Origin of the sequence: Micrococcus antarcticus (assembly GCF_044872765.1) — a bacterium.
Lineage (GTDB): Bacteria > Actinomycetota > Actinomycetes > Actinomycetales > Micrococcaceae > Micrococcus.
Genome location: NZ_CP085253.1, coordinates 1,669,444 through 1,694,782, shown reverse-complemented (window position 1 = coordinate 1,694,782; position 25,339 = coordinate 1,669,444). Strand labels below are relative to the sequence as shown.

General features: G+C 73.3%; 21 protein-coding genes and 1 pseudogene. 11 read left to right on the top strand and 11 right to left on the bottom strand.

Going from position 1 to position 25,339, the window contains the following annotated elements; genetic code table 11:
• Positions 1-65: 65 nt before the first annotated feature.
• On the bottom strand, positions 66-1,085 hold the full coding sequence (locus LG274_RS07925; protein WP_020624544.1) for a LacI family DNA-binding transcriptional regulator: 1,020 nt from the start codon (positions 1,083-1,085) through the stop codon (positions 66-68).
• 343 nt (positions 1,086-1,428) lie between these two features.
• Here LG274_RS07925 and LG274_RS07920 point away from each other — a divergent pair, with 343 nt between their 5' ends.
• From LG274_RS07920 to LG274_RS07910, 3 genes are all read left to right on the top strand, one after another.
• Complete coding sequence (locus LG274_RS07920) at positions 1,429-2,751, top strand: extracellular solute-binding protein (protein WP_404463807.1); 1,323 nt, start codon at positions 1,429-1,431, stop codon at positions 2,749-2,751.
• A gap of 118 nt (positions 2,752-2,869) precedes the next feature.
• Positions 2,870-4,507, top strand: coding sequence for an ABC transporter permease subunit (locus tag LG274_RS07915; protein WP_404463805.1), 1,638 nt, complete (start codon positions 2,870-2,872; stop codon positions 4,505-4,507).
• Between the two features lie 77 nt (positions 4,508-4,584).
• On the top strand, positions 4,585-5,505 hold the full coding sequence (locus tag LG274_RS07910) for a sugar ABC transporter permease (RefSeq protein WP_404466035.1): 921 nt from the start codon (positions 4,585-4,587) through the stop codon (positions 5,503-5,505).
• 40 nt (positions 5,506-5,545) lie between these two features.
• On the opposite strand, the gene LG274_RS07905 is transcribed toward LG274_RS07910, so the two are convergent.
• On the bottom strand, positions 5,546-6,832 hold the full coding sequence (locus tag LG274_RS07905; RefSeq protein ID WP_404463803.1) for a fatty acid desaturase family protein: 1,287 nt from the start codon (positions 6,830-6,832) through the stop codon (positions 5,546-5,548).
• A 68-nt stretch (positions 6,833-6,900) separates the two neighbouring features.
• Positions 6,901-7,953 (bottom strand): ferredoxin reductase, encoded by a 1,053-nt coding sequence (locus tag LG274_RS07900; protein ID WP_404463801.1) that lies wholly within the window; start codon positions 7,951-7,953, stop codon positions 6,901-6,903.
• An 84-nt stretch (positions 7,954-8,037) separates the two neighbouring features.
• On the opposite strand from LG274_RS07900, the gene LG274_RS07895 reads away from it, so the two are divergent.
• Complete coding sequence (locus tag LG274_RS07895) at positions 8,038-9,270, top strand: PucR family transcriptional regulator (protein ID WP_404463799.1); 1,233 nt, start codon at positions 8,038-8,040, stop codon at positions 9,268-9,270.
• Positions 9,271-9,396: 126 nt separating this feature from the next.
• On the opposite strand, the gene LG274_RS07890 is transcribed toward LG274_RS07895, so the two are convergent.
• Positions 9,397-13,149 carry an AAA domain-containing protein gene (locus LG274_RS07890; RefSeq protein WP_404463797.1) on the bottom strand — a complete coding sequence of 1,251 codons (3,753 nt, stop codon included), beginning with the start codon at positions 13,147-13,149 and terminating at the stop codon, positions 9,397-9,399.
• 247 nt (positions 13,150-13,396) lie between these two features.
• On the opposite strand from LG274_RS07890, the gene LG274_RS07885 reads away from it, so the two are divergent.
• The 4 genes from LG274_RS07885 to LG274_RS07870 are packed head-to-tail and all read left to right on the top strand — an operon-like array spanning position 13,397 to position 15,765.
• The gene (locus LG274_RS07885; protein ID WP_404463795.1) at positions 13,397-14,089 is read left to right on the top strand and encodes an excalibur calcium-binding domain-containing protein; all 693 of its coding nucleotides are present in this window, start codon (positions 13,397-13,399) and stop codon (positions 14,087-14,089) included.
• Positions 14,090-14,128: 39 nt separating this feature from the next.
• Positions 14,129-14,947, top strand: a complete 819-nt coding sequence (locus LG274_RS07880) for a class F sortase (protein WP_404463793.1) — start codon at positions 14,129-14,131, stop codon at positions 14,945-14,947.
• Positions 14,948-14,949: 2 nt separating this feature from the next.
• Positions 14,950-15,504, top strand: coding sequence for a DUF1697 domain-containing protein (locus LG274_RS07875; RefSeq protein WP_404463791.1), 555 nt, complete (start codon positions 14,950-14,952; stop codon positions 15,502-15,504).
• Positions 15,505-15,561: 57 nt separating this feature from the next.
• The gene (locus tag LG274_RS07870) at positions 15,562-15,765 is read left to right on the top strand and encodes a hypothetical protein (RefSeq protein WP_248115800.1); all 204 of its coding nucleotides are present in this window, start codon (positions 15,562-15,564) and stop codon (positions 15,763-15,765) included.
• A 129-nt stretch (positions 15,766-15,894) separates the two neighbouring features.
• On the opposite strand, the pseudogene LG274_RS07865 reads toward LG274_RS07870, so the two are convergent.
• Positions 15,895-15,984: pseudogene (locus LG274_RS07865) on the bottom strand (hypothetical protein); the annotation flags it as partial.
• A 223-nt stretch (positions 15,985-16,207) separates the two neighbouring features.
• Positions 16,208-17,650: a LamG-like jellyroll fold domain-containing protein gene (locus LG274_RS07860; RefSeq protein WP_404463789.1), complete on the bottom strand. Its 1,443-nt coding sequence runs from the start codon at positions 17,648-17,650 to the stop codon at positions 16,208-16,210.
• 244 nt (positions 17,651-17,894) lie between these two features.
• Here LG274_RS07860 and LG274_RS07855 point away from each other — a divergent pair, with 244 nt between their 5' ends.
• Complete coding sequence (locus LG274_RS07855) at positions 17,895-18,659, top strand: sulfite exporter TauE/SafE family protein (protein ID WP_248115798.1); 765 nt, start codon at positions 17,895-17,897, stop codon at positions 18,657-18,659.
• A 63-nt stretch (positions 18,660-18,722) separates the two neighbouring features.
• Here the strand turns inward: LG274_RS07855 and LG274_RS07850 are convergent, their stop codons facing one another.
• Genes LG274_RS07850 through LG274_RS07840 form a run of 3 tightly spaced genes read right to left on the bottom strand, consistent with a single transcriptional unit; the run spans position 18,723 to position 20,447 of the window.
• Positions 18,723-18,899, bottom strand: coding sequence for a hypothetical protein (locus tag LG274_RS07850; protein ID WP_298714423.1), 177 nt, complete (start codon positions 18,897-18,899; stop codon positions 18,723-18,725).
• Between the two features lie 44 nt (positions 18,900-18,943).
• Positions 18,944-19,519 carry an NADPH-dependent F420 reductase gene (locus LG274_RS07845; RefSeq protein WP_404463786.1) on the bottom strand — a complete coding sequence of 192 codons (576 nt, stop codon included), beginning with the start codon at positions 19,517-19,519 and terminating at the stop codon, positions 18,944-18,946.
• 49 nt (positions 19,520-19,568) lie between these two features.
• Positions 19,569-20,447: a DODA-type extradiol aromatic ring-opening family dioxygenase gene (locus LG274_RS07840; RefSeq protein ID WP_404463784.1), complete on the bottom strand. Its 879-nt coding sequence runs from the start codon at positions 20,445-20,447 to the stop codon at positions 19,569-19,571.
• A 114-nt stretch (positions 20,448-20,561) separates the two neighbouring features.
• Between LG274_RS07840 and LG274_RS07835 the strand changes: the two genes are divergently transcribed.
• Together LG274_RS07835 and LG274_RS07830 are read left to right on the top strand one after the other, a co-directional pair.
• Complete coding sequence (locus LG274_RS07835) at positions 20,562-21,044, top strand: MarR family winged helix-turn-helix transcriptional regulator (RefSeq protein WP_248115791.1); 483 nt, start codon at positions 20,562-20,564, stop codon at positions 21,042-21,044.
• Between the two features lie 52 nt (positions 21,045-21,096).
• Positions 21,097-21,681: a GNAT family N-acetyltransferase gene (locus LG274_RS07830; protein WP_298714411.1), complete on the top strand. Its 585-nt coding sequence runs from the start codon at positions 21,097-21,099 to the stop codon at positions 21,679-21,681.
• A gap of 96 nt (positions 21,682-21,777) precedes the next feature.
• Here the strand turns inward: LG274_RS07830 and LG274_RS07825 are convergent, their stop codons facing one another.
• Complete coding sequence (locus LG274_RS07825; protein ID WP_404463781.1) at positions 21,778-24,534, bottom strand: YhgE/Pip family protein; 2,757 nt, start codon at positions 24,532-24,534, stop codon at positions 21,778-21,780.
• Positions 24,535-25,284, bottom strand: coding sequence for an ATP-binding cassette domain-containing protein (locus LG274_RS07820; RefSeq protein ID WP_248115786.1), 750 nt, complete (start codon positions 25,282-25,284; stop codon positions 24,535-24,537). It lies immediately after the preceding gene.
• Positions 25,285-25,339: the final 55 nt, after the last annotated feature.

Sequence of the window (25,339 nt, the reverse complement as noted above, 5' to 3'; positions counted from 1 at the left end):
GGGCAGGTACGTGCCCGACGATCCAAGGTGAAGGAGAGGGGTGGGTGAGGGTCGGGGCTGACGGTCTATGGCGGCGCGGTGCTCGCTCTCGGCCGCAGGGCCAGGTGGTGCATGATCCGGTGGGGGTGGGCGGCGCCGTCGAGGGCGCCGAGCGCCAGGCGGACGGCGCGGCGGCCCTGCTCGAGCGGGTTCTGGTCCACGGTGCTGATGCCCAGGCGGGCGGCCTCGGGGTGGCCGTCCAGGCCCATCACGGACACGTCCTCGGGCACGCGCAGCCCCAGGGAGTGGGCTGCCATCCAGGTGCCCATGGCCATCTCGTCCGAGATGCACATGACCGCCGTCGGCCGGCGCCGCGGGTCGGCGAGGAGGGCGCGCGCCTGGTGGTAGGTGCCGCCGATGGTGAAGTCCGCGGGCACCATCCAGTCGGCCGGCGTGCGCACCCCGGTGGCGGCGAGGGCGTGCAGGAACCCGCGGGTGCGCTCGGTGCTGACCTGGAACTCGATGTCCTCGTCCACGCGGCCCACGTAGGCGATGTCCCGGTGTCCGAGCTCCAGCAGGTGCTCGGTGGCCATCCGTGCGGCGCGGGCGTGGTCCACCTGGACGGCGGTGAACCAGTCCGGCAGGGTCTCGCCCGCCGGCAGGCGGCCGCCGACGGCGATCACGGGCAGGCCGAGGCGTTCGAGTCCGGCGAGCTCGAACATGCTCAGCCGGAACGAGAGGGTGATCAGGGCGTCCAGCCGCCGTCGGGGCAGCAGGTCGGAGATGACCGTGGATCGACGCTCCGGGTCCTGGCCGACGTCGTAGAGCGTGAGGTCGTACCCGTGCCGCACGAGCTCGTCCGCGGCGCCCTCGAGCACGGCGGCGAAGAACCACCGGTGGACGGAGGGGGTCACCAGCCCGATGTTGCGGGTGCGGCCCGAGGCGAGCGAAGAAGCGGCGGAGTCCGCCACGTAGCCGAGCGTGGCGACGGCCTCCTGGACTCGGGTGCGCGTGGCGGCCGCCACGGGGCCGGAGCCGGTGAGGGCGCGGGAGGCGGTGGCGGTGGAGACCCCGGCCATGCGGGCGACGTCCTTGATGCCGACCATCGGCGGTCCTCCTCCCGGTTCGTGGGGTTCTGCGGCGGGGCGGGTGCACGACGGCGGCGGGCCGGGGGTCGATGCGTGGCACCAGAGTACGGCACGGCAGGCGGGGTGGTGGAAGCGCTTCCATTGCGGTTTCAGCCGGCCTTGACCCCCGCCCCCACTCCCGCATGCCCGGGTTCATGCGGGATCGCACCTCTGTGTGGCACATCACAGTGGAAGCGTTTACACTTCTGGGGACTGACTCCTTCAGCCGCCGGGGGCAGGCGCCGTCTCACCGCGGGGCCCACGTCGGCGACGCAACGGCCGGCGCATGCCGCGGGCCGCCACCCCTCGTGAAAGGCACACCATGCAGTCGACGACGACCGGCGGCCTCCTCCGCCGCCCGCTCAGCCTGACCCTCACCGCGGCGTTCTCCGCCCTCGCGCTCACCGCGTGCGGCGGCGGCTCCCCCGCCCCGGCGTCCTCCTCCCCGGCCGGCGCCACCGATCAGGGCACGGCCGCCGCGTCCCCGAGCCAGGACCTCTCCGAGGCCGGCGCCACCACCATCACCATGTGGGTGGACCAGAGCCGCCAGGAGCCGCTGCAGGCCGTGGCGGAGGACTTCAAGGAGGACACCGGGATCACGGTGGAGCTCGTGGTCAAGGACAACTCCACGATGAAGGACGACTTCATCACCCAGAACCCCACGGGCGAGGGCCCGGACGTGATCGTCGGCGCCCACGACTGGATCGGCTCGCTCGTGCAGAACGGCACCATCGAGCCCCTTGAGCTGGGTGAGAGAGCCGGCGACTTCGTGGAGTCCTCCGTGCAGGCCGTCACCTATGAGGGTCAGACCTGGGGCGTGCCGTACTCCGTGGAGAACATCGCCGTCCTGCGCAACACCGAGCTGGCCGAGTCCACCCCGGCCTCCTTCGACGAGATGATCGCGGAGGGCCAGAAGGCCGTCGACGCCGGCGAGGCCGAGTACCCGTTCGTGGTGGGCCTGGACGCCGTCAAAGGCGACCCGTACCACTTGTACCCGTTCCAGACCTCCATGGGCGCCCCCGTGTTCAAGCAGGCCGAGGACGGCTCGTACGACACCGGCTCGCTGGCCATGGGCGGAGCGGAGGGTGAGGCCTTCGCCGAGAAGCTGGCCGAGTACGGCGAGTCCGGGGTGCTGAACCCGAACATGACCGCGGACATCGCCAAGGAGCAGTTCAGTTCCGGCAACGCGGCCTACTTCATCACCGGCCCGTGGAACGTCGAGGAGGCCGAGGCGGCCGGCATCGACTTCGAGGTCGAGGCCATCCCGTCCATGGGCGACCAGCCGGCGCAGCCGTTCGTGGGCGTCAACGCCTTCTTCGTCTCCTCGGAGTCCGAGAACCAGCTGGCCGCGAACGAGTTCGTGGTCAACTACCTCTCCACCGAGGCGGCCCAGGACGCGCTCTACGCCGAGGGCAAGCGTCCCCCGGCGCTGACCGCCTCCTTCGACAAGGCGGCCTCGGACGAGACCGTCAAGGCGTTCGGCGAGATCGGCGAGGACGGCGTCCCCATGCCGGCGGCCCCCGAGATGGGCGCGGTGTTCGAGTTCTGGGGCGGCGCCGAGATGAGCATCATCAAGGGCGAGGGCGACCCGGTCCAGACCTGGCAGAAGATGATCTCCGACATCGAGGGCCGCATCGGCCAGTGATCCGGCGCGGTCCGCCTCCGGCGTCCCCGCGGGGACGCCGGAGGCAGACCGTGGCCCCCGCGCCCTCGGGGCGCGCACCCCCCCTTCCACGGCAGGCCCTCGGGCCGGATGAGGAACCATGAGCCCGTCTTCCACCGCGTCGGACCGGTCCGACGCCGCCACCGCCGCCCTCGACGACGCCGCGCGCCGCACCGGCCCGGGCCGTCGTCGTCGTGCGGACGCCCGGGGCACCGAGGGCCTCGGTGGCACGCTGGCCAAGATCGTCCTGCTGGGCCTCGTGGACGCCTTCGCGGCGTTCCTGCTGTTCCAGCTCGCGGCCGCGGGGGACTGGGCGGTGTTCGCGCTGACCCTGGCGGTCACGATCGGCATCAACTGGATCTACCTGCGCCGCGGCGGCCTCCCGGCCAAGTACCTCGCCCCCGGCCTGGTCTTCCTGATGCTGTTCCAGGTGTTCGTGGTGGTCTACTCCTCCTACATCGCCTTCACGAACTACGGCGCCGGGCACAACTCGGACAAGGCCGCGGCGATCGAGATCATCCAGCGCTCCTCCTCCATCCGCGTGCCGGACTCCCCGGTGTACGACCTCACTGTGCTGGAGGAGAGCGGCGACCTCTACCTGCTGACCCTGCGGGACGGGGAGCCCGTCCTCGGTGGCGCGGACCAGGAGCTGGAGCCGGTCGAGGCCCAGATGCAGGACGGACAGCCGGTGGGGGTGGAGGGGTACACCACCCTGCGGTTCGGCGACCTGCTGCAGCGTCAGGACCAGGTCACCCGCCTGAAGGTCCCGCTGAGCGACGACGCCGCGGACGGCACCCTGGAGACGCGCGACGGCTCCCGCGGGTACGTGTACACGCCGCGTCTGAAGTACGACGAGGCCCGGGACACCTTCACGGACCTCGAGAGCGGCGCGGAGTACCGGGACAACGGCGAGGGCCAGTTCCAGGCGGACGACGGCAGCACGCTGCAGACCGGCTGGCGGGTGTTCGTAGGCCTGGACAACTTCACGCGTGCGTTCACCGACCCCGAGCTGCGCGACCCGCTCGTGCGGGTCACCGTGTGGACCTTCGCCTTCGCGTTCCTGAGCGTGGCCACGACATTCGCCGTCGGGCTGCTGCTGGCGATCGCCTTCAACCGCTCGGACATGCGCGGCAAGAAGGTCTACCGGGTGATGATGATCCTGCCGTACGCGTTCCCGGCGTTCCTGTCCGGCCTCGTGTGGGCCGGCCTGCTCAACCCGGAGTTCGGCTTCGTCAACACCGTGTTCTTCGGCGGCGCGGACATCCCGTGGCTCACCGACCCGTGGCTGGCCCGGCTGTCGGTGCTCGTGGTGAACCTGTGGCTGGGCTTCCCCTACATGTTCCTGGTGACCACGGGCGCCCTGCAGTCCCTGCCCGAGGACGTGGACGAGGCCGCCCGCATGGACGGCGCCGGCCCGTGGCGCATCTTCCGCTCCATCAAGCTGCCCCTGCTGCTGGTCTCGGTGGCGCCGCTGCTGATCTCCTCGTTCGCGTTCAACTTCAACAACTTCAACATCATCTACATGCTGACCGGCGGCGGACCGCGGTTCCCCGACGCGGGCTCGAACATCGGCGCCACGGACCTGCTGATCACGGTCGTCTACAAGACGGCGTTCAGCGGGGTGGGGCGCGACTACGGCCTGGCCTCCGCCCTGTCCATCGTGATCTTCCTGATCGTGGCGACCATCTCGGCGATCAGCTTCCGGCAGACCAAGGCGCTCGAGGAGATCGACAAGTGAGCATCCCCCAGGATTCCGGACGGCCCCGGCCGGACACCCCCGAGGCGGCCGCCCCGACCTCGCCCCTCGCCGCCGCCCTGGCGCAGCAGGAGACGGACCCGCTGCGCTGGGAGGAGGACCCGGCCCCGCCACGACGCCGCCGCTCGTTCGGCCGCTGGATGCGGGAGCTGGGCTGGCGCCACGCGGTGGGCGTGCTGGCCAGCGCGTTCGCACTGTTCCCACTGCTGTACGTGCTGTCCGCGTCGCTCGACCCGACTGGCACGATGGCGAGCTCGAACCGGCTGTTCTCCTCGTTCAGCGGGCAGAACTACGTGGACCTGTTCAGCGACCCGAACCGGCCCTTCGGCCGCTGGTTCATCAACACGATGGTGATCGGCGTCATCACGTCCGTGATGACGGTGTTCCTCGGCGCCCTGGCCGCCTACGCGTTCTCCCGGATGCGGTTCACGGGCCGCCGCGTGGGGCTGCTGACGCTGCTGCTGGTGCAGATGTTCCCGCAGCTGCTCGCGGTGGTGGCGATCTTCCTGCTGCTGACCTACATCGGCAACCTGGTGCCCGTCCTGGGCATCGGTTCGCAGCTCGGCCTCATCCTCGTGTACCTGGGCGGCGCGCTCGGGGTGAACACGTACCTGATGTACGGGTTCTTCAACACCATCCCGCCGTCGCTGGACGAGGCTGCCAAGCTCGACGGCGCCTCGCACGCGCGGATCTTCTTCTCGATCATCCTGCGCCTGGTGACCCCCATCCTCGCGGTGGTGGCCCTGCTGTCCTTCATCACCACGGTCTCGGAGTTCGTGATCGCCTCCGTGGTGCTCACGGACCCGTCCGCGCAGACGCTCGCGGTGGGCCTCTACGGCTACGTCTCGGAGACCCGCTCCGAGAACTGGGGCGTGTTCGCGGCCGGCGCCGTGCTGGCGGCCCTGCCCGTGATGGCGCTGTTCCTGTTCCTGCAGCGGTACATCGTCTCCGGCCTCACGGCAGGCGGCGTGAAGGGCTGAGCCGACGACGGCGGTGGGAGGGGCGCCCACCCCTCCCGCCTCACGGCAGCGCCAGCCGGAACACCTTGGCCCACGCCGAGCCGACCTGCTTGTGCAACGGCCCCGTGGTGTAGGGCAGGCCGTAGCGCCGGCAGATGTCCTGGACCTTGGGTGCCACCTCGGCGTACCGGTTCGAGGGCAGGTCCGGGAACAGGTGGTGCTCCACCTGCAGGGAGAGGTTGCCGGTCATGAAGTGCATGAGCTTCGAGCCGGAGATGTTGGCGGAGCCGATCATCTGGCGCACGTACCAGTCGCCGCGCGTCTCGCCCTCCACCATCTCCTCCGTGAAGGTCTCCACGCCGTCGGGGAAGTGTCCGCAGAAGATCACCGAGTGCGCCCAGATGTTGCGCAGCACGCCGGAGATGAGGGTGGCCTTGACCGCGGCCCTGCCGGAGCCGGTGAGGGCCTCGGCCACGATCGGCGTGGCCAGGTAGTCCTTCGCGGCCTGGCGCGAGGCCTTCACGGCCACCGACGCCAGGTCCCGGCGCATCTCCGCCCAGGACTTCTCTCCGGCCTGGAACTTGGACAGCTCCAGGTCGTACAGGGCGATGCCCCACTCGAAGATCGGGGCGAGGGCCGCGTTGAGGACGGGGTTGAGGAGGTGGCGGGGCTGCCACGGCTCGGACTCGTCCATCCGGAGCAGGTTGTAGCCCACGTCCGTGTCCTTGCCGATGACGTTGGTCCAGCGGTGGTGCGCGTCGTTGTGGGTGTTCTGCCAGGCCGACGACGGCGTGACGAAGTCCCACTCCCACGTGGTGGAGTGGATGTCCGGATCGCGCATCCAGTCCCACTGGCCGTGGAGGACGTTGTGGCCGATCTCCATGTTCTCGATGATCTTGCCGGTGGTCAGCATGGCGATGCCGGCGACGAACGCGGCGCGGTTCTTCGCGTTCAGCAGCAGCGTGCGTCCGCCCACCTCGAGCCAGCGCTGCAGGCGGATGACGCGGCGGATGTAGGCGGCGTCCTTCGCGCCGCGGCGGGCGAGCACGTCGTCGCGGATCGCGTCGAGCTCGCGGCCCAGCTCGGCCACCTGCTCGTCGCTCAGGTGCGCGGCGGCCGGCGGGCGCACGGTGGGGCCGCCCTCGGTGGCCAGTATCCCGGGGCGGGCCTTCGGCGCGGCCCTCGTCGCGGCGTCGGCCTCGTCGCCGCGCGGGGCCCAGCTCGTGGTGTCCGGGCGGTCGTCGGGGAGGACGCGGGCCTGCCGCCCGCGGACGGTGGTGCCCGGGATCGCGAGGGCGGGGTCTGCGGGGGCGGTGGCGCCGGCGGGGCGGGGGAGTGTCTGGGTCACGGTGGTCTCCTGACGGTTCGGGAGGCGATGGGTGGATGTCGAAGGGGCCGGGAGGGGGCCGGCGGGGCTCACACGGCCAGGCTCACGGGCCCGGCGGCCGCGCTCACGCAGGTCTGGATGAGCTCGCCGGGGTCGCCGTGGACCTCTCCCGTGCGCAGGTCCGTGACCTGGCCGGAGCGCAGCGGAGTGAGGCAGGCGTGGCAGATGCCCATGCGGCAGCCGCTGGGCGCGGCCACGCCGGCGTCCTCCGCCACCTCGAGCAGGGGCACGTCGCCCGGGGCGTCCGCCTCCACGTCCGAGTGCTCGAAGGTCACGCGCCCGCCCGCCCCGGCGACGCCGGCGGTCAGGTCCGCGCGGAAGCGCTCGATGCGCAGGTCCTCGCCGGCGTGCGCGCACCACAGTGCCTCCGCGGCGTCCAGGAGGCCGGCCGGGCCGCACGCGTACGCGGCCCGCTCGCGCCAGTCCGGGCACAGGGCCTCGAGATCGGCGGGGGTGGTGAGGTCCAGGCGCCCGTCCGTGGCGGTGTAGCGGTGGTGCACCGTCAGGCCGGGGAACTGGTCTGCGAGCTCGGCCAGCTCCTCGCGGAAAAGCGCGTCCTCCGGGGTGCGGGAGGAGTGGATCAGCACGACGTCGGCGTCGGCCCGGCGTGGCACGAGCGTGCGGATCATGGACATCACGGGCGTGAGGCCCGAGCCGGCCGTGAGCATGAGCAGGGGGCGCGGCTCCTCTGGAAGCGTGAAGTCGCCCTCGGGCAGGTCCAGGAAGAGGACGTCCCCGGGCTTGGTGCCGCGCACCAGGGTGCCCGAGACCACCCCGATGTCCGAGACCGTGATCTCCGGGTCGGCGCCGGCAGGGGCGGAGAGCGAGTAGGAGCGCCACTGGCGCACGCCGTCCACGTCCACGCCGATGCGGGCCCACTGGCCGGCGTCGTGCGCCGTCCAGTCCGGTCCGGGGCGGAAGGCGATCGTGGCGGTGCCGGCGGTCTCGCGCGTGACGGCTGTGACCACGCCGCGCAGCTGGCGCGACGAGCGCACGGGGTCCAGCAGTCCGAGCACGTCCTCGGGGGTCAGGGGATGCAGCAGCACCGAGGCGATGCGGGTCAGCAGGGTCGGTCCGGCCATGGCCCAAGCGTATGGCGGGACACGCTGTGTTTCTTCTCGCTGGACGTACGATCGAGGGACGTTCTTCATCATGAGGAGACAATGATGAGCCAGCCCCCCGCCCCCTTCCCGGATTCGTCCCCCGCCGTCGTCCACCCTGGCCTGACCAGCGACGACGGCGAGTGGAGCCCCCCGTGGCAGTCGCTGCCCGCCGACCTGCCCGAGAAGCTCGCGCCGGCCCTGCCGGCCGTCATGGCGCGCATGATCCAGGACGTCCCGGATCAGATCCCGGCCTACGCCGAAGCCCGGGACGGCAAGTACGGCCGCAACCTCTCCCACGGGGTGCGGACCGCATTCGAGCAGCTCATGCGCCTGCCCGGCACGGACCTGCCCGCCCTCAACGACGACTCCCGCGCCCTCATGGCCACCCTCGGCGCGGGGGAGTTCCGGGAGGGCCGCAGCATGGACGCCCTCCTCGGGGCGTACCGCACGTCTGCGCGGATCGTGTTCCGTGACCTCTCGGCCGAGTGCGCGCGGCAGGGGATGGACATGTCCGTGGTGATCGACCTCGGCGAGTCCATCTGGGCGTACATCGACGAGCTCTCCTCCGTGAGTGCGCAGGCCTATGCCCAAGCCCAGTCGGCCCAGGCGGGTCTGCTCGAGCTCTACCGCTCCGACCTCGCCTCCGCGCTCATCCGCGGCGGCGCGGAGGAGAAGGAGGTGCAGCGCCTCGCCGCGCTCGCCGACTGGCGCCTGCCGCGCCGTCTGGCTGTCGTGGTCCTCCCGGCCACGGCCGGCGCGGACGTCCGCCACCGCCTCGGCCGCACCGGCCTGGTGGTCGAGCGGGAGTCCGAGGTGGTCGCGGTGGTGGACGCCCTGCCGCCCCGCGTCCGGCGCGAGCAGATGCTGCGTCTCCTCGCGGGCACGGCGGCCGTCGTCGGTCCGGCGGTGGAGTGGGGCCTGGCGCCGCACTCGTACCGGGTGGCGCGCACGCTCGCGGTGCAGGGCCGCGGCGGCACGGGGGATCCCGTGCTGGCCGAGCACCACCTCGCCCGCGTCGTGCTGGGAGCCGAGCCCCGCGTGGTGGCGCAGCTGGCCGGCCGGGTGCTGGCGCCGCTCGAGGGCGTGACCGCGGCCAAGCGCGAGATCCTCGAGGCCACCCTGCTCTCCTGGCTCACGCATTGGGGCCAGCGCGCGCCGATCGCCGCGGAGCTGGGCGTGCATCCGCAGACCGTGGGCTACCGGGTGGGACGCCTGCGGGAGCTCTTCGGGGACGCGCTGGACGACCCGGACGCCCGGTTCGACCTCGAGCTCGTGCTGCGCGCGCGGCGCCGATGAGACGGGCGCCCCCGCCACGGTGCACGCGCCCGGCGGCGAGGCGGTCGACCCGCGCTTCCCCGGCAACCGCTGAGCCGGAGCCCCGGCCGGGGCCGACGGTATCTGAGCCTGCGGGGACACGCGCCGTCACCCCGCGTCGTCGGCCGCCACCGCCGCCTCGAACGCCGCCACCGTCTTGGCCACCTCCGCATCCGCGTCCGCGAACCAGTCCGTGCTCCAGATGCGGTGGAAGCGCCAGCCGCGGGCCTCGAGCATGGACTGCCGCAGGCGGTCGCGCTCCCGGGCGGTGTGGCCGGAGTGGTACGAGGCACCGTCGGCCTCGATGGCCAGCACGTGCCGCCCCGGCTTCTCCGGATGCCGCGCGGCGAAGTCGATCCGGCAGCCGCCCACGCCCACCTGCGCGTCCAGGCTCAGGCCGACCTCCTCGAGCCGGCGCTGCACGTCCAGTTCGAACGGGTTCAGCGCGATCCCGCCGCTCGGCCCGCCGGTCAGCCGCGTGCCCCCCGAGGCCATGAAGTGCAGGAACCGGTGCATCAGCTGGAAGCCCGCGGAGGAGTGCCCGTCCGCGGGGACGTCGTCCGGGCTGAAGCTCGTCACCAGGGTCATGCGGCGCTTGGCGCGGCTGATGGCCACGTTGAGGCGCCGTTCGCCGCCCTCCCGCAGGAGCGGGCCCCAGAAGTAGCGCAGCCGCCCGTCCGCGCCCTTGCCGTAGCCCACGCTGAGGATGACCGCGTCCCTCTCATCGCCCTGCACGCGCTCGATGGCCTTCACGAACCACGGCTCGTCCGTGCGCGCGTTCAGGGCGCGCTCGAACGCCGGGTCCTCGGCCATGGCCTGGAACAGCGCCGCCTCGATCCGCGCCTCGTGCTTCGCGCCGAACGCGATGATGCCCAGGCTCTCCCCGGGATGGCGGCGCACGTGCTCGCGCACCAGCTCGACGACGGCGGCCACCTCCGCCTCGGGGCTGTTGGCGGAGCCGTTGATCCCGGGGCTCGCGGGCACCTCCACGTGCCGCACGGCGTCCTGGGCGTCCGCGGCCGGGAAGGTGGTGAGGCTGCGGTGGTAGACGTGCTCGTTGGAGACGGCGATGAGCCGCTCGTCCCGCGAGCGGTAGTGCCACTGCAGGCCGCGGCTCTGGCCGGCCAGCAGCCGGTCCATGGCCGCCAGGATGGACTCGGCGTCCTTCGTCAGGCTCCCGGCGCGGGGCCGCGCGTCCCGACGGCCCTCGCTGCCGCGCCCGTCCAGGGCGACGGCGTCGTCCTCGTCCTCGGACGCGTCCTCCATGACCTTGGTGAAGAACTCGGTGGGCGGCAGCTGGCGGCTGTCGCCCGCGACGACCGCCTGGCCGGCGCGCAGGAGGGCCGGGACGGCGTCGGCGGGCCTGATCTGGCTCGCCTCGTCGAAGACCACCACGTCGAAGCACCGCTCGGCGGGCAGCAGCCGGGAGACCTGGAGGGGGCTCATGGCCCACACGGGCGTGGCGGCCCGCATCACGTGGGGGGAGTCCTCGAAGAGCTGGCGCACCGGCCGCACGGTGCGCTTGCGGGTGATCTCCGTGACCAGGCGGGCGTACTCCTCCCCGTGGGCGTCGATCTCCCTCTCGAGGTGCTCGGCCGCGCGCCGGCGCACGCGCGTGGCATTGGCGGCCAGGTGCGCGACGTCGGCCGTGCGGTACGCGCGCGCCGCGCGGTCCAGGTCCGCGCCCCGCAGGCCCGCGAGGCCTGGGCTGCTCAGCTCGGCCTCCTCGAGGAGGGAGCGCAGCACGGCCCAGCGCAGCAGGAGCCCGGGCTCGGCGTCGAGCGGCTCGCCCGAGGACAGCCGGGTCACGAGCATCCGCACGAACGGGTCCAGGCCGGCCGCGGCCAGGGCGGCCCGCGCGTCAGCCGAGCGGACGAGCGCGCTGGCCCGGCCGCCGTCGGTGAGCCGGGCGAGGCGCCTCTGGAGCTCCTCCAGGCCCAGGCCCTCCAGGTCCATGCCCTGCACCGCGGGGGCGAGCTCGCCGAGCAGCGCGCGCACCTCGGCGAGGGCGGCCTCGGCCTCGGCGGTGGCGGGCGCGGCCGAGGGGGCTCCGTTGCCGCGCCACTGGGAACGCAGGTGCCCCGCCTCGGCCAGGAGGGCGGCGTGCTCCTCTCGGGGCACGCCCTCGAGGACGTCCCGCGCGCGGCGCTTGAGGCCGCGGCGCCGCCAGAACCCGACGTCCTCGCCGCCCCCGACGGCGGCGGCGAGCTCCTCCACGTCCGGGGCGTGCACGAGACCCGGCACCCGCCGCTCGAGCCGCGCGGCGCCCGCGTGCAGCCCGACGACCCACGCGACCTGCTCGAGCGTGGCCGGGGCCGGATAGCCGGCGGCGCGGGCCAGCGGCGGCAGCAGGTCCGTCAGGCCGACGAGACGCTGCTGCAGCTCGAGCACGCGGCCGCGCAGCCGCTGGGCGTCCTCGCGCGTCCGCAGGGCGTCCGGGCGCCAGCCGGGGGCGGTGCGCCAGGCCGGGCTCAGGGCGCCGAGCTCATGCAGCTCGTCCAGTGCCGCGGCGTGGCGGTCGAGGTCGCCGGGCGCCCAGTCGCCGAACGCGGAGGCGGGGAGGCGGAAGGAGGTGCGGGCCGCCGTCGGGATGCCGGCGGTGCCGGTGCGCAGGGCGCTCACGCTGATCCCCCAGCCGTGGCGCGGCTCGGTGAGGGCGTCCTTGTGCGCCACGAGGCGGTCACGGGCGGCGGCGAGCCGACTGTGGAGGGCGACGTCCTCCGGGCCCGTGTCCTCCTCCGGCCGCTCGAGGGCGGCCTTCAGCTGCTCGGCCACCAGACGCCGCGAGCCGTCCGCGGCGAACAGGTCCAGCAGCAGGTGGGAGAGCCCCACGTGGTCCAGGCGGTCCAGGACGGCGGTGATGGCGGCGCGCTTCTGCGCCACGAACAGCACGTGCTTCCCCGAGGCGATCAGGGCGGCGATCAGGTTGGCGATCGTCTGGCTCTTGCCCGTGCCGGGAGGGCCCTGCACCACCAGGTTCCGCCCGGCGAGGGCCGCGTTGACCACGTACGACTGGCTGGCGTCCGCGTCCAGCACGAGGTACTCGGAGTCCACGGGCGCGTAGTCCGGGGACGAGGGCTCCACGGGCACGCCCGTGGCGGCCGTGCGGGCGCCGCGCATGGCGTCCGGCTCGCCGGCGAGGGCCCGGACCAGCTCGGAGCCGGCCAGGGCGTCCAGGTCCGTGACGTCCGCGACCATGGGCTGCTTCTGGTACGAGAAGGCGGCGAGGACGGCCTCCTGCATCACGGCGAAGCCCTCGACGTCCGCGGCCAGCGCGTCCAGCCGGGCGAGGCTCACGCGCATCCCCTGCTCGGGGCCGAGGTCCTCGAGCGGGGCGAGGAGGTCCTCCTCGGCGATCTCGGCGCCCGCGTGCGCGAGCACGTGCAGCAGCACGGTGTTGACCTGCACGTCGTCCGTGAGGGTGAGCGTCCAACCCTCCCCGGCGCCGCGAGTGCGCTCGATCTGCAGCGGGCGCAGCAGCACGGGCGCGTGGGGCCGGGGGGCGGCGTCGGACTCGCCGAGCCAGGTGGCGAAGCCGACCGCGAGGTGCGTGACCGGGACGCCGTACTCCTCCACGGCCTCGCGCTGCCGGCGGTGCAGCTGGGTGCAGGCGCGGTGCGCGGCGGCGTGGGCGTCCGCTCCCGGGAAGAGCTGGGAGAGGCGGACGGCGCCGCCCGCGAGCAGGGCCGTGTAGGCGTCCGGCGCGGCCTGGGCCAGGTCCACCGTGGCGGCCGTGCTGCGGAAGTGCAGCAGGCGGTTGGTGCCGCCGACGTCGATCAGCGCGTCACGCCACTCGTCCGCGGCGCGCTGCAGCAGCTCCCGGTCCGCCGGGGCGTGGGGGTCGCGCGTGTCCATGTCCATCCAGGCAGGCTACTGACGGGCCGGACACGTTAAGGCCCTGACGCGGCCGGGAGCTTCCCAGGTCAGACGGTGAATGTGATGACGAGCACAGGAAGCGGCGGTGTGCGCGAGGCAGCTGATCGGGGCCTGTGCGGCACCCCGGCTGTCGAATGGATATCGCTGGAGGGATCGGCTTGAATGCGAGATGTCGCCCCCGCCACACGACGGCATGAGGGACGGCACCCGCCACGATCTCGGAGGAATCCCGATGAAGAAGCTCGCCACCGGCGTCACCCTGACCGCCGCCCTCGGTGTGTCCCTGTTCGCCGCCGCCCCGGCCACGGCTGCGCCCTACTATGCGAACTGCCAGGAGGTCTACGCCGCGAACCTCTCCCACATCACTCCGGACACCCCCGGCTTCCGCAAGGGCCTTGACGGCGACGGGGACAAGGTCGCGTGCGTGAACCCTCCCAAGGGATCCAGCACCCACAAGTGGACCCCTGCGACGAAGCCGTCCGCCGAGCCCGCTCCTGCCCCCACCGCCTCGCACGACCCGCGCGACCAGGCGAAGCCGGACGCCGCGTACACCTACGCCGACTGCGAGGACGCGTGGGCCGCCGGCAAGGGCAACATCAAGGAGTCCTCGGACCTCTACCACGACGACCTGGACTCCGATCAGGACGGCATCGGCTGCGAGATCGACGTGGCGACCGGCATCAAGGTCGAGGGCCGAGAGAGGGCCGCCGCCGAGGAGATCGCCGCGATCAAGGCGTCCGCCGCCAAGGAGGCCGAGCCCACGAAGGAGGCCGAGGAGAAGCAGGTCACCAAGGTGCCCGTCGGCGCCGCGGACACCGGCATCGCCCCGGAGTCCGATCCCGCCGCCGCCCTGGCCGTGGGCGCGCTGGGCCTGGCCGCCGTCGTCGGCGCCGGTGTGGCGACCCGCCGTCGTGCGCAGGCCTGACACCGGCATCCCTCCCGGCGGATCCCCTACGCTTCGCGCATGACCGGATCCCCTGACCGCCGCCGCGGGCGCCTGTGGGCGTCCGCGGCGGCCGTGTCTCTCCTCGTCACGGGCTGCTCGACGCCGTCGGCCTCGCCGACCCAGCCCGTGCCGGCGACGAGCGCACCCAGCCCGTCCACCTCGTCGTCCTCCCCGCACTTCGCCGACGTCCGTGAGAGCGCGTATCGCCGTTCCCTCTCGTCCTCCGGCGACGCGCCGTCCCCGAGCGCGACGCCCGTGTCCACCCCGCCTGCCTCGGCCTCGGCGAGCATCCCCGCGTCGGCACCCAGCGCGTCCGCCTCGACTGGCTCCGCGCCGCCGTCGACGGCCGCCGCGGAGGAGGGCGCACCCGACGTGCTGCCCGCGTCCGAGCCCGTCTCCGTCTCCGCCCCCGAGATCGGCCTGGACTCAGAGCTGCTGCATCTCGGCCTGCGCGACGACGGCGCCCTCGAGGTCCCCTCCGGCGACCCGGGGACGCCCGCCGCGTGGTACATCCATTCGCCCACGCCCGGAGAGCGCGGCCCGGCCGTGCTGCTCGGCCACGTGAGCGCGTACGGCAACAGCGACGGCGTGTTCCGCCGCCTCTCGGAGCTCGAGCCGGGGGGCGTCGTCTCGGTGGAGCGCGAGGACGGCACCACGGCCGTCTTCGAGGTGGACCGCGTCGAGGAGTACGGCAAGGATGACTTCCCCACGGACGAGGTCTACGGGAACACCGAGCGCCCGGAGCTGCGCATGATCACGTGCGACGGCTACAACCCGTGGACACGGACGTTCGAGGACAACCGCGTGGTCTATGCCCACCTGGTCGAGGCGCGCTGACCATGGCTGCCCCGACGACGCTGGGCGACGTCCACGTGCTCCTCTGGCGGGGCATCAACGTGGGCGCCCACCGCCGCATCCCCAAGGTGGACCTCATCCGCTGGGCCGAGCAGGCCGGCGGCACGGACGTCCGCACGGTCCAGGCCAGCGGCAACGTGATCCTGACGCTGCCCGCCGGCGCGGACCCGGCCGCCGTCGCCGCCTCCGTGGCCGCCGCGGCGCGGGCTGAGCGGGACATCGACGTGCCGGTGATGGCGACGTCGCCGGCCGAGCTCCGGGAGGCCCTCGCCGTGCTCGAGGCGCAGGGCTGGCCGGAGCAGGAGCCGAAGGCGGTGCAGCTCACCCTGCTGGACGCGGTCCCGGACCCGAGCCGGGCGGTGGCCTTCGCGGCCTTGGACCCGGGGGAGGACCGCGCGGTGCTCGTGGGCCGGTTCCTCTGGATCCGCCACGCCACGACCGTGCGAGACTCGCCGCTCACGCTGACTCGGATCGAGCGGACCCTCGGCGTCGTGGGCACGGCCCGGAACCTGGCGACGGTGCGGATGCTGGCGTCCTGACGCCGCGGTGTCATACGCTCTCTTCCTCCACCGTCAGCACTGCAAGGAGAGACTGGCATGGCACATGAGACCCCCGAGGCCCTGGCCGCCGGAGAGACCTACCTGCTCCACGTCCTGGAGACGTCCACGCCCCCCGGCAACCCGGAGGAGTACAGCGTCACGGACGCGGTCGAGGACCACTACAAGGCGACCGGCTCCTATGACATCGAGGCCGCCGGCCTGGAGAAGGCCAAGGAGCTGCTCCAGCGCCACGCCAAGTGAGCTGACTCCATGGGTGAGCCCCCGCCGTTGAGGTGGGGGCTCACCCATGTCCTTCCGAGGGCCGTCCCCGCCGATCTTCTCCGTCACCCGCCGGGACGCCGTGTTCTCCGGGTGGATGTCCGCGACGAGCTCGGCACTGCGCTGCGCGTTCCGCGCGGGGTCCCGGCGGGCTGCCGCGGCCTCGGCCGCGCAGCCGCGCCCCTGGAGGTCGGCCCGCACGTGAGAGCCGACCTCGAGCCGCTGTCTCCCGTCGACCTCCTGCCAGGTCAGGTCGCTCGTCGAGACTCGCCCAGGATCCGGGGACCCTCCGCGGGTCGCCCCGGCGGGGTCACGGTCAACGCAGGTGTGCGAGCGCCTCGGCGGCCTCCCCGCTGGTCGGCGAGGATGCCGGTCAGGTCCACGCCGGTGCGGTCTCGGACGAGGGCGACGGCGTCGCCACGGGTCAGCATGCGCTCCGGGTGCGCCACGGGGGTCGGCTCGACGGGGGCGGATCCACCGGCGTCGTGGTCTCCGCGCGGGAGGTGAGCCACTGGTTCTGGGCGAGCGGGCGGTCCACCATGCGGGTCTCGCCGAGGCAGTCGAGGAAGCCGGACTGACGCTGGCCGTCGTAGGAGCCGGCGCCGAACACCCAGCGCTGCGCCTCGTCGTGGGCGATGCCCACGGTCTCCGTGGCGTTGCGCTGCACTGGCACACCGTCCACGTACATGGTGGTGGTCTTCGTGGTCGGGTCGTTCACGGCGGCCAGGTGGTGCCACTGCCCGCTGCCCACGATCTCGCTGGACCAGGCGGACGTCTCCGTGGCGACCGGGGCCTGGGAGTCCACCACGGAGAGCTGGACATCGCGGAGGTTCGAGAAGGCCCAGGCGAAGGGGGGCTCATCGCCCTCGGTGTCCACATAGCCGGGGAGGTTCTCCCGCTGCCCGTCGCGCGTCAGCCACTGCATCCAGGCGTTCTCCTCGGGCGTGAAGTCCGGGTCGATCTTGATGAACGCCTCGAGGGTGAAGCCGTTCGGGAAGGTCTCGTCGTTCACGTCCGCGCCGTCGGCGGTGGTGAAGTAGCTGGCCGTGTTGCCGGTGCGGCCGGCGTCGTCGAAGCACACCTGCTCGGTGGCACCGTGGTGATGGCCGTTGAGGGTCAGGAACACCTGGTCGTTGGGCGCGATGACGTCGTTCCACAGGCGCTCGCCGTACGCCGTGGACAGCTGCTCGCCGGTGGCCTCGTCCACGTTGAGGATCTGGTGGCTCGTCAGGATCGTGGGGACGCCCGGGTGGGCGGCGATCACGCGGTTCGCCCAGTCCAGAGTCTCCTGCTGGGACTGCCACGAGATGGCCAGCACCAGGAAGGTCGTCCCGTCCTGCGCCACCAGGTGAGCCTCCGAGGCGCCTGAGGGGTCGCGCTCCAGGAAGGTGGACTGCTGCGCCGCGGGCTCGGCGGAGAAGTGCGAGACGTAGGTCTCGTAGGAGACGGCGTCAGTGTCCGAGGCGCCGGCGCCGACGTCGTGATTGCAGGCCAGCACCGAGTACGGGGCGCCGGCCTGCTCCAGCACGGACATGGCCTCGTCCGCCACCGCCCACTCCTCGGGCGGGTTCGCGCGGTCCACCACGTCACCGAGGTGCATCGTGAAGGCGACGTCGTAGGCCTGGTCGTTGTCCGCGATCCACTGCGTCCGGGCCAGGAAGGGCTCCGAGCCGTAGTGGGTCATGTACGGGTCTCCGGTCCCGGCGGTGGCATAGCGCGAGTAGAACTGCGTGTCGGGGAGGACGCTGAACGAGATGCGATCGGCGGGCGCCGCCAGCGAGGAGTCGGTCGTGGCGGGCGCGTCGACGCGTCCCGAGTGGTCACGACACGCCATCTGCGGGAACGGGATGCGGCGTGTCGTGACCACCCTGAGGGCTGGGCTGGGCTGGGCTGGGCTGGGCTGGGCTGGGCTGGGCTGGGCTGGGCTGGGCGGGGGCGGGGGTCAGCGGGTGAGGAACGCCTCGAGGCCCGCCAGACGCCCGGGGAAGCGGCCGTGTACGCCGCCAGGGCCCCGTTCGCTCTCGGGTTCTGGGCGACGTGCTCATCGGTCACACGGTGGTGGGCGAGTCGCTCGTCGAGACTCGCCCAGAATCCGGAGGAGACTTCTGCCCATGGGACTCGACGCCGGCACGCTCACCATGGCCCTCGTCGTGCTGCTGGCCATCACGGTCGGCGGCGCGCTGCAGCGGATCAGCGGCATGGGCGTGGGCATGATCGCCGCGCCGACCCTCTCGATCCTGCTCGGCCCCGTGGCCGGCGTGACGATCTCCAACGTGGCGGCCGTGATGTCCGCGGCCATCCTCTTCGCACTCCTCCACAGGCACGTGGACTGGGCGCGCTTCGTCCGCCTGGCCCCCCTGCTGGTCTGCGGCTCGTTCCTCGGTGCCTGGGCGGTGCGCTCCCTCGAGCCGCACGCCCTGGAGATCCTGCTCGGCGCGTCCGTGCTGGTCGCGATCGCCGCCGCCCTCGGCCTCCAGAAGCGTTTCACCCTCACCGGCAACGGCGCGGTCTTCGCGTCGGGGGCGGTGGCCGGCTTCATGAACACGACGGCGGGCGTCGCCGGTCCCGCGCTCGCGGTCTACGCGGTGGCGGCCAAGTGGGATCAGAAGTCCTGGGCGGCCACCCTGCAGCCGATCTTCCTGCTGGCCAACCTCACCTCCCTCGCCACGAAGTCGCTGTTCGGCACGGCGGTGCCCCCCGACGTCGACGTGCCCGGACTCGTCTGGGCGGTCGCCGTCGTCGCCGGTCCCGTGGGGATCCTCCTCGGCTCCCGCGTCGCGCGGAGCGTGGACGCCTCGAAGGCGCGGACCCTGGCCGTCTGCCTGGCCGGCGTCGGGGGCACGGTGGCTCTGGTGCGGGGCCTGTCAGGGATCTGATCGGCGGCGCCGACGGTCGCCGCCGCTCCCACCTCCGGCTCGTTCCAGGGCCTGCTCCGCGCGTCAGGGCGAAGCGGTCGACGACGGTGCGGCCGACGTCGGGCCCTCCCCGGGGGCGGCGGCGCCGCCGGGGCCGAACGCGAGGAGCGCGCTGACCAGGACCACGAGCGCGAGCATGGCGCCGAGGGCGGCCAGTGCAGCGGCCGCCGGGGAGGGCCGGCGCACGGACGAGGGGCTCACACCGTCAGTGTGGCATGAGCCCCTCGGTCCGGGGACGTGCAGGGTCAGCGCACGGTGGCGAAGCCGCCGGTCCAGCCGATCCTCTCGGCGGCGGCGAGCGTGAGCTGCAGGAAGCCGACGGCCTCGAGCTCGCGGGCGCGCTTCAGGGCGCCCGCGTCGATCGCGTTCAGGCCGCCCGAGGTCACGACGTCGGCCAGCGCGGACTTGGCGTCCGCGTCGTCACCGGCGATCAGCACGGTGGTGGTCTGGTCGCCGATCCTCCCGGAGGAGAGGGCGGCGGCGAAGGTGGTGTTGAAGGCCTTGAGGACGCGTGCGTTCGGCAGGGCGTCGGCCACCTCGGCGGCGGCGGAGGAGTCCGCGGGCACCTGCAGGGAGTCGAAGGTGTCGAAGTCCAGCGGGTTGGTGATGTCCACGACGACCTTGCCCTCGAGGGCGGGGGCGTACGTCGTGATGACGTCGGAGAGGGCCGGGTAGGGCAGGGCCAGCACGACGATCTCGCCGGTGATGTCCGCGGCGGTGCCGTCGCGGCCGATGAGGGTGACGTCGTGACCGCCGCGGCGGGCGACCTCCGCGATCGCGGCGCCCATGGTGCCGTCGCCGATGATGCTCAGGGTGGTCATGAGGGGGTACCTCTTCCTTTCGGGGGGGGGGGGGGTGAAGCGCTCCGGGTCAGTCGACCTGGAACGAGCGGATGTGGTTGCTGAACACGAACCGGTCGAACACGGTCCGGGCGCTCGAGGGGTCGTTCGCGGCGCCCATGGTGAGCAGCAGCGGCACGTAGTGGTCCGCCGTCGGGTGGGCGATGTGGGCGCCGGGCGCCTTGTCCAGGTAGCCCATGAGCGCGTCGACGTCGCCGGCGTGGGTCATCTCGGCAGCCCACGTGTCGAAGGCGTCCACGTGGCCGAAGAGGCGCGGGTCGCGCATGGCGGCGAACGAGTGCGTCATGAAGCCCGAGCCGATCACGAGCACGCCGTCCTCGCGCAGCCCCCTGAGCCTCTCTCCGAGCTCCAGCAGGGCCTTCGGGTCCTGCGAGGGCATGGACACCTGCACCACGGGCACGTCCGCGGCCGGGTACATGGCCATGAGCGGGATGTACGCGCCGTGGTCCAGGCCGCGGCCGGTCTGGTGCACGGAGCCGGGGCGGCCCTGGCCGAGCACGCCGGCCACGCGGGCGGCCACATCCGTGGCGTCCGGGGTGGCGTACCGCAGCTCGTAGTAGCGCGGGTGGAAGCCGCCGAAGTCGTAGACCAGCGGGGTGCCTGCCGTCGCCGAGGAGATCGCCACGGGTGCGTCCTCCCAGTGGGCGGAGACGATCACCACGGCCCGCGGCTTGGGCATGGACTGTGCCCAGTCGAACAGGTCCGCGAGCCACTGCGGCTCGTCGAGGGTGGGCGGCGCACCGTGGCTGACGAACAGCGTGGGCATGCGCCCGTCGCTGGGCTCCCAGCGCCGCTGGGCGCGGGTCATCGGCAGGGCGCGGGCGAGCAGGTCGTCGTAGGCGCCGGCGGGGGTGGGCTGGGCCCAGGGATCCTGGATGGTGGCGGTCATGGTGTCCTCCTGGACGACGGCGGGGCGTGATGCTTCATCCGTTAATCAACTGTAGGCCGCAGGCACTTCATAGTGCAAGTGATTGGTCCGTCGGCCGCGGGTACGATGGGCTGCATGGCGGATGACACGACACCCTGGCTGGACGACGAGGAACGGCGCGCGTTCCTCGCCCTGATGAGCGTGGTGCTGCGCCTGGACCCCACGCTGGACGCGCAGCTGCGCCGCGACGCCGGCCTCAGCCACTTCGAGTACTCGGTGCTCTCCCACCTCTCCGAGGCGCCCGAGGGGACACGGCGCATGGGGGAGCTGGCGCACCTCTCCGCCGGCTCCCTCCCACGGCTCTCCCAGGTGGTGACGCGTCTCGAGAAGCGCGGCCTCGTGCGCCGCAGCCCCGACCCTCGGGACGGGCGCGTCACGCTGGCGACCCTCACCGCCGAGGGGCGCGAGGTGGTGGTCGGCGCGGCGCCCGGCCACGTGGCGGAGGTCCGCCGCACCGTGCTGGACCCGCTCACCCGTGCGCAGGTGCGTCAGCTCGCCGTGATCGGGCGTCGCATCATGGGCGCGATCGACCCCGAGGACCGCTGCCTCGAGGAATGAGCCCGGCGTCTCGCCAGGGCCTCAGCCCAGCGCCTCGGGTACCGTCCCCCGCATGACCGCCGACCCCGATCCGACGCCCGAGCCGACCGTCCGCGCGTCCCCCGCTCCCGTGACCGTCCGCCCGGCCGTCCCCGGCGACGCCGCGGCCGTCGCGCGCGTGGCCGCCGCGACGTTCCCGGACGCGTGCCCGCCGACCACCACGCGGGAGGCGATGGACGAGCACATCGCCGCGCAGCTGAACGCGGACGTGATCGGTGGCTGGATCGCCTCGGCCGACCACGCAGTGGCCGTGGCCGAGGACACGGCCGGCCGCGTCGTGGGCTACGTGATGACGGAGCTCGCCCCGGCCGCCGAGCCGGCCGTGGCCGCCGTCGTCGGGGACGCGCCCGTCGGCTGCCTCTCCAAGCTGTACGTGCTCGCGGAGGCACGCGGCACGGGCGCGGCGGGCGCCCTCATGGCCGCCGGGCTGGACGCGATGCGGGCCCGCGGCCTGGCCTACGGCTGGCTCGGCACGAACGTGCACAACCACCGGGCCAACGCGTTCTACGAACGGATCGGCTTCCGGATCGTGGGGGAGCGCACCTTCCGCGTGGCCGGCCACGCCGAGACGGACTTCACCCGGCTCATCGCGCTCTGACCCGCTCCCGACGCCGCCTCCCCGACGTCGACCCACGACGTCCCGTCCCCGTCGCCCGCGCCGGGACGCGCGCCCGGGGTCCCGGGCGCGCGCCTCTCACTTCTCGAGCGCGGGGTGCAGGTCCTTCATGCGGAACCGCTGGCGTCTCCGGATCGCGAGCACGTCCAGCACGACCAGCACCGCGCCGAGGGCCAGGAGCACGGCCATCGGGCCCCAGTAGTGGGAGTCCAGGCCGCCGGAGATCGCGTGCCGGAACGCCTCGATCGAGTAGCTCATCGGCATGAACGGGTGCAGCCAGCGGAAGAACCCGGGCAGCACCTGGGCCGGGTACGTGCCGCCCGTGGAGGCCAGCTGCAGGATCAGCAGGACCAGCAGGACCGCGGAACCGGGCGTGCCGAGGGCGGTCTGCACGAGGTGGGCGAACAGCGAGAACACCACCGCCACCACCGTGACCAGCAGGACCAGCCGCCACGGATGCACCGGGGCCATGCCCATCGGCAGAGTCGCCAGCAGCATGATCATCCCGCCCGCGGTGGCCACCAGCCCCACCGGCAGCCAGGCCGAGAGGGCGAGGGCGAGGGGATTGCGGCGGCCCGCGAGCATGCGTCCGCTGATGGGGCGCATGATGTTGAAGGCCGCGATGCCGAAGACCCAGAGGGCGATCGAGAAGAACATCGGCGCCATGCCGCGGCCGTAGACGTCGGCCGGGTTCTGCACGTCCATCGTCACGTCCACGGGGCGGGACATGACCAGGGCGGCGTCCTCGCCCTCGTCCTCGGAGAGCGCCGGGACCCGGTCGGCGCCGTCCTGGAGCTCCGTGGCGAGCGTGTGCGCGCCGTCGTCGAGGGATCCTAGGCCGTCCCGCAGCTGGCTCGAGCCGTCCTTGAGCTGGCCCAGGCCGGCGTCCAGGTCGCTGGCTCCGGTTCCGAGCTGGCCCAGTCCGTCGTCGAGGCTGCCGGCCCCGTCGGCCAGCTGGCCGACGCCGTCCGCGAGACTCGCGGCACCCGGGCTCAGCTGCGCCAGGCCGTCGTGCAGCGCGGTGGCGCCGTCCTGCGCCTGGCCGAGCCCGTCGTCGAGCGCGGTGGCGCCGTCGGAGAGCTGGGTGAGCCCGTCGGAGAACTTCCCGACGCCGTCGGCGAGGCTGTTCGCGCCATCATGGGCCGTGCCGAGTCCGTCGCTGAGCGTGCCCGCGCCGTCCTGCAGCTGTCCGATGCCGCCGTCGAGGGCGGTGGCGCCGTCGGAGAGCTGGGTGAGCCCGTCGGAGAACCTCCCGACGCCGTCGGCGAGGGTGTTCGCGCCCTCGCCGGCCTGCCCGATCCCCTCCTGCAGGGAGCCGGCACCGTCGGCGACGGCGTGGGCGCCGTCGTTGAGCCGGGTGATCTTGTCCTTCGCGTCGCCGGCCACGTCCTCCTGCACGGCGGACTGCACCCGATCGTTCGCCGCCGCCGAGGTCTCGGCGATCTCGGCGGACCGGGCCTCGATGCGCGCGGAGCGCTCGGCGGCCGCGGCCAGGGTCTCGGCCAGCGCGGTGTAGCCGGGCTGGTCGGCGATCTCCGGGTTCTCCTCGGCGAGGGCGGCCAGCTGCTCCTGGGCCGTGCCGACGGCGCCCGAGACGCGGGTCTCCGCGGCCCCGGCGATCTCGTTCAGCCCTTGCACGTCCTGGTTCACGGCGGCCACGTCGGCCGCCACCGCGTCCTGGTTCTCGATCACGGTGTCGAGGCGGGGCGCCACGGTGTCGTAGAGCTCCTGGGTGCCCCCGGCCACCTGCCGCGCGCCGTCCGTGAGCTCGGCCGAGCCGGCGCCCAGCTCGTCGAGCCCGCCGGCCAGACTCTGCGCGCCCTCCCGGAGGGTGGGCACGTTGGCGTTCAGCTGGTCCGCGCCGTCCGCGAGCGCCGCGGAGCCCTCGCGGGCGGAGGCGAGGCCGTCCACGAGCCGGCTCGAGCCGTCGTCGAGCTGCGCCAGCCCGCCGGCCAGGCTCTGGGCGCCCTCGCGCAGGGCGGGAACGTTGGCGTTGAGCTGGCCGGCGCCGTCGGCGAGGGCGGCCGAGCCGTCCTTGGTCTGGGCCACGCCCTCGGCGAGCCGCGCGGAGCCCTCCTCGGCGGAGGCGGCCCCGCTGGCGACGCGGTCGGCGCCGTCCTTCGCGCTCCGGGCGCCGTCGGCGAGCTGGGCCGAGCCCTCCTTGGCCTGGGCGACGCCCTCCATGAGCCGGCCCGAGCCGTCCGTGGCCTGGGCGAGCCCGTCGTCGATGGACGTGGCCCCGTCGCGGGCCTGCTGGGCGCCGTCCGCCAGCTGGGCGGCTCCGTCGGCGGCCTGCACCATCCCGTCGCGCAGGGTGGCGATGTTGGAGAAGACGGCCTTGAAGTAGGCCTCGACGGCGGCCTGGTTTACCGAGTTCTCGATCTTGGACTGGCTCGAGGCGGTCACGGACCCGATCACGAAGCCGTTGGAGTCGTCCCGGCGCAGGGTGATCTGCGCCTGCTCCGGCGATCCGACGTCGTCGCTGGGGCTCACGAGGTCGGCGCTGAGGTCCTCCGGGATCTCGAGCACGAGGTAGTAGCGGCCCTCCCGCAGGCCCTCCTCGGCCTCTGCGCGCGTGGTCTCGTGCCAGTCGAACGCGCGGTCCTCCACGAGCTCGCGGGTGACGTCGGCGCCCGTGGTGAGGGTGCGGCCGTCGTACTCCACGGGCTGGTCCTCGTTCACGATCGCCACGGGGAGGCGGTCCATCCGGCCGTAGGGGTCCCAGTTGGCGGAGAGGTAGAGGGCACCGTAGATCGCGGGCACCAGGAGCACGAAGATCAGGGCGAGCAGGGGCAGCCCGGCGCGGAACCGGCGCAGCTCATAGCGGAACAGCATTCAGTCCTCCAGGGAGGGGGTCAGGGGGAGCACCACGGCGCCGCGGGGGACCGCGGAGGAGGTGAGGGCGCTGACGGCGAAGGGGTGTCCGAAGTCCCCGAGGGTCTCGAGGGCGGTGTAGACGCGGGCGAGCTGCGCGTCCGTGAGCGTGGCGTCGACGTCGTCGTAGGCCACGAGCCGGGCGGGGCGCAGGCACGCGAGCAGCGCGGTGAGGACCGTGCGCTCCGGTGCCGGGAGGTGCCCGACGGGGGTGCCGGGGTCGGCCTCGAAGCCGACGGCCTCGCTGAGCCGGGCGAACCGCGCGCGGCCGTCCCGGCGGCGGATGCCGTCCGTGAGGATCCGCTCCTCGAGCGACTCGCGGACGGTGAGGGTGGACTCGAGCTCGACGAGGTCGCTGACGTGGGCCACGGCCGTGGCCTCGCGCAGGCGGTGCGCGTGGCGGACGCCGTCGATGCGGCCCAGGGTCAGCTCCCCGTCCACGCCCTGGAGCCGGCCCGTGAGGGCGAGGAGCAGGGCCGAGCGGCCCGAGCCCTGGGTGCCCAGGACGGCGAGCGGCGTGTGGGCGGGGAGGTCCAGGTCCACGGGCGCGAAGACGGTCCCGTTCCGGGTGCGCAGGGTCAGGCCGCGGGCCACGAGGTGGTGCTGGGCGGCGCGGGCGGCGACCCGCCGTGCCGGCGGGTCGAGGGGGGTGGGGGTCGCGGGGATCAGGGCGGGCTCCTTCGAGGGTGCTTTGCCGTGCTGCGCGGGCATCAGTACCATCGGTACTGGATTCATGCAGTATTCAATACCATCGGTACCGAAAGGG

Bases quoted from the DNA above. Each gene is read 5' to 3' on its own strand.
- LG274_RS07875 (WP_404463791.1), top strand. From the start codon at position 14,950: ATGGCTGCCCCGACGACGCTGGGCGACGTCCACGTGCTCCTCTGGCGG.
- LG274_RS07900 (WP_404463801.1), bottom strand. From the start codon at position 7,953: ATGGCCGGACCGACCCTGCTGACCCGCATCGCCTCGGTGCTGCTGCAT.
- LG274_RS07925 (WP_020624544.1), bottom strand. From the start codon at position 1,085: ATGGTCGGCATCAAGGACGTCGCCCGCATGGCCGGGGTCTCCACCGCC.
- LG274_RS07820 (WP_248115786.1), bottom strand. From the start codon at position 25,284: ATGCCCGCGCAGCACGGCAAAGCACCCTCGAAGGAGCCCGCCCTGATC.
- LG274_RS07870 (WP_248115800.1), top strand. From the start codon at position 15,562: ATGGCACATGAGACCCCCGAGGCCCTGGCCGCCGGAGAGACCTACCTG.
- LG274_RS07920 (WP_404463807.1), top strand. From the start codon at position 1,429: ATGCAGTCGACGACGACCGGCGGCCTCCTCCGCCGCCCGCTCAGCCTG.
- LG274_RS07835 (WP_248115791.1), top strand. From the start codon at position 20,562: ATGGCGGATGACACGACACCCTGGCTGGACGACGAGGAACGGCGCGCG.
- LG274_RS07890 (WP_404463797.1), bottom strand. From the start codon at position 13,149: ATGGACATGGACACGCGCGACCCCCACGCCCCGGCGGACCGGGAGCTG.
- LG274_RS07915 (WP_404463805.1), top strand. From the start codon at position 2,870: ATGAGCCCGTCTTCCACCGCGTCGGACCGGTCCGACGCCGCCACCGCC.
- LG274_RS07895 (WP_404463799.1), top strand. From the start codon at position 8,038: ATGAGCCAGCCCCCCGCCCCCTTCCCGGATTCGTCCCCCGCCGTCGTC.
- LG274_RS07885 (WP_404463795.1), top strand. From the start codon at position 13,397: ATGAAGAAGCTCGCCACCGGCGTCACCCTGACCGCCGCCCTCGGTGTG.
- LG274_RS07825 (WP_404463781.1), bottom strand. From the start codon at position 24,534: ATGCTGTTCCGCTATGAGCTGCGCCGGTTCCGCGCCGGGCTGCCCCTG.
- LG274_RS07845 (WP_404463786.1), bottom strand. From the start codon at position 19,519: ATGACCACCCTGAGCATCATCGGCGACGGCACCATGGGCGCCGCGATC.
- LG274_RS07855 (WP_248115798.1), top strand. From the start codon at position 17,895: ATGGGACTCGACGCCGGCACGCTCACCATGGCCCTCGTCGTGCTGCTG.
- LG274_RS07830 (WP_298714411.1), top strand. From the start codon at position 21,097: ATGACCGCCGACCCCGATCCGACGCCCGAGCCGACCGTCCGCGCGTCC.
- LG274_RS07840 (WP_404463784.1), bottom strand. From the start codon at position 20,447: ATGACCGCCACCATCCAGGATCCCTGGGCCCAGCCCACCCCCGCCGGC.
- LG274_RS07880 (WP_404463793.1), top strand. From the start codon at position 14,129: ATGACCGGATCCCCTGACCGCCGCCGCGGGCGCCTGTGGGCGTCCGCG.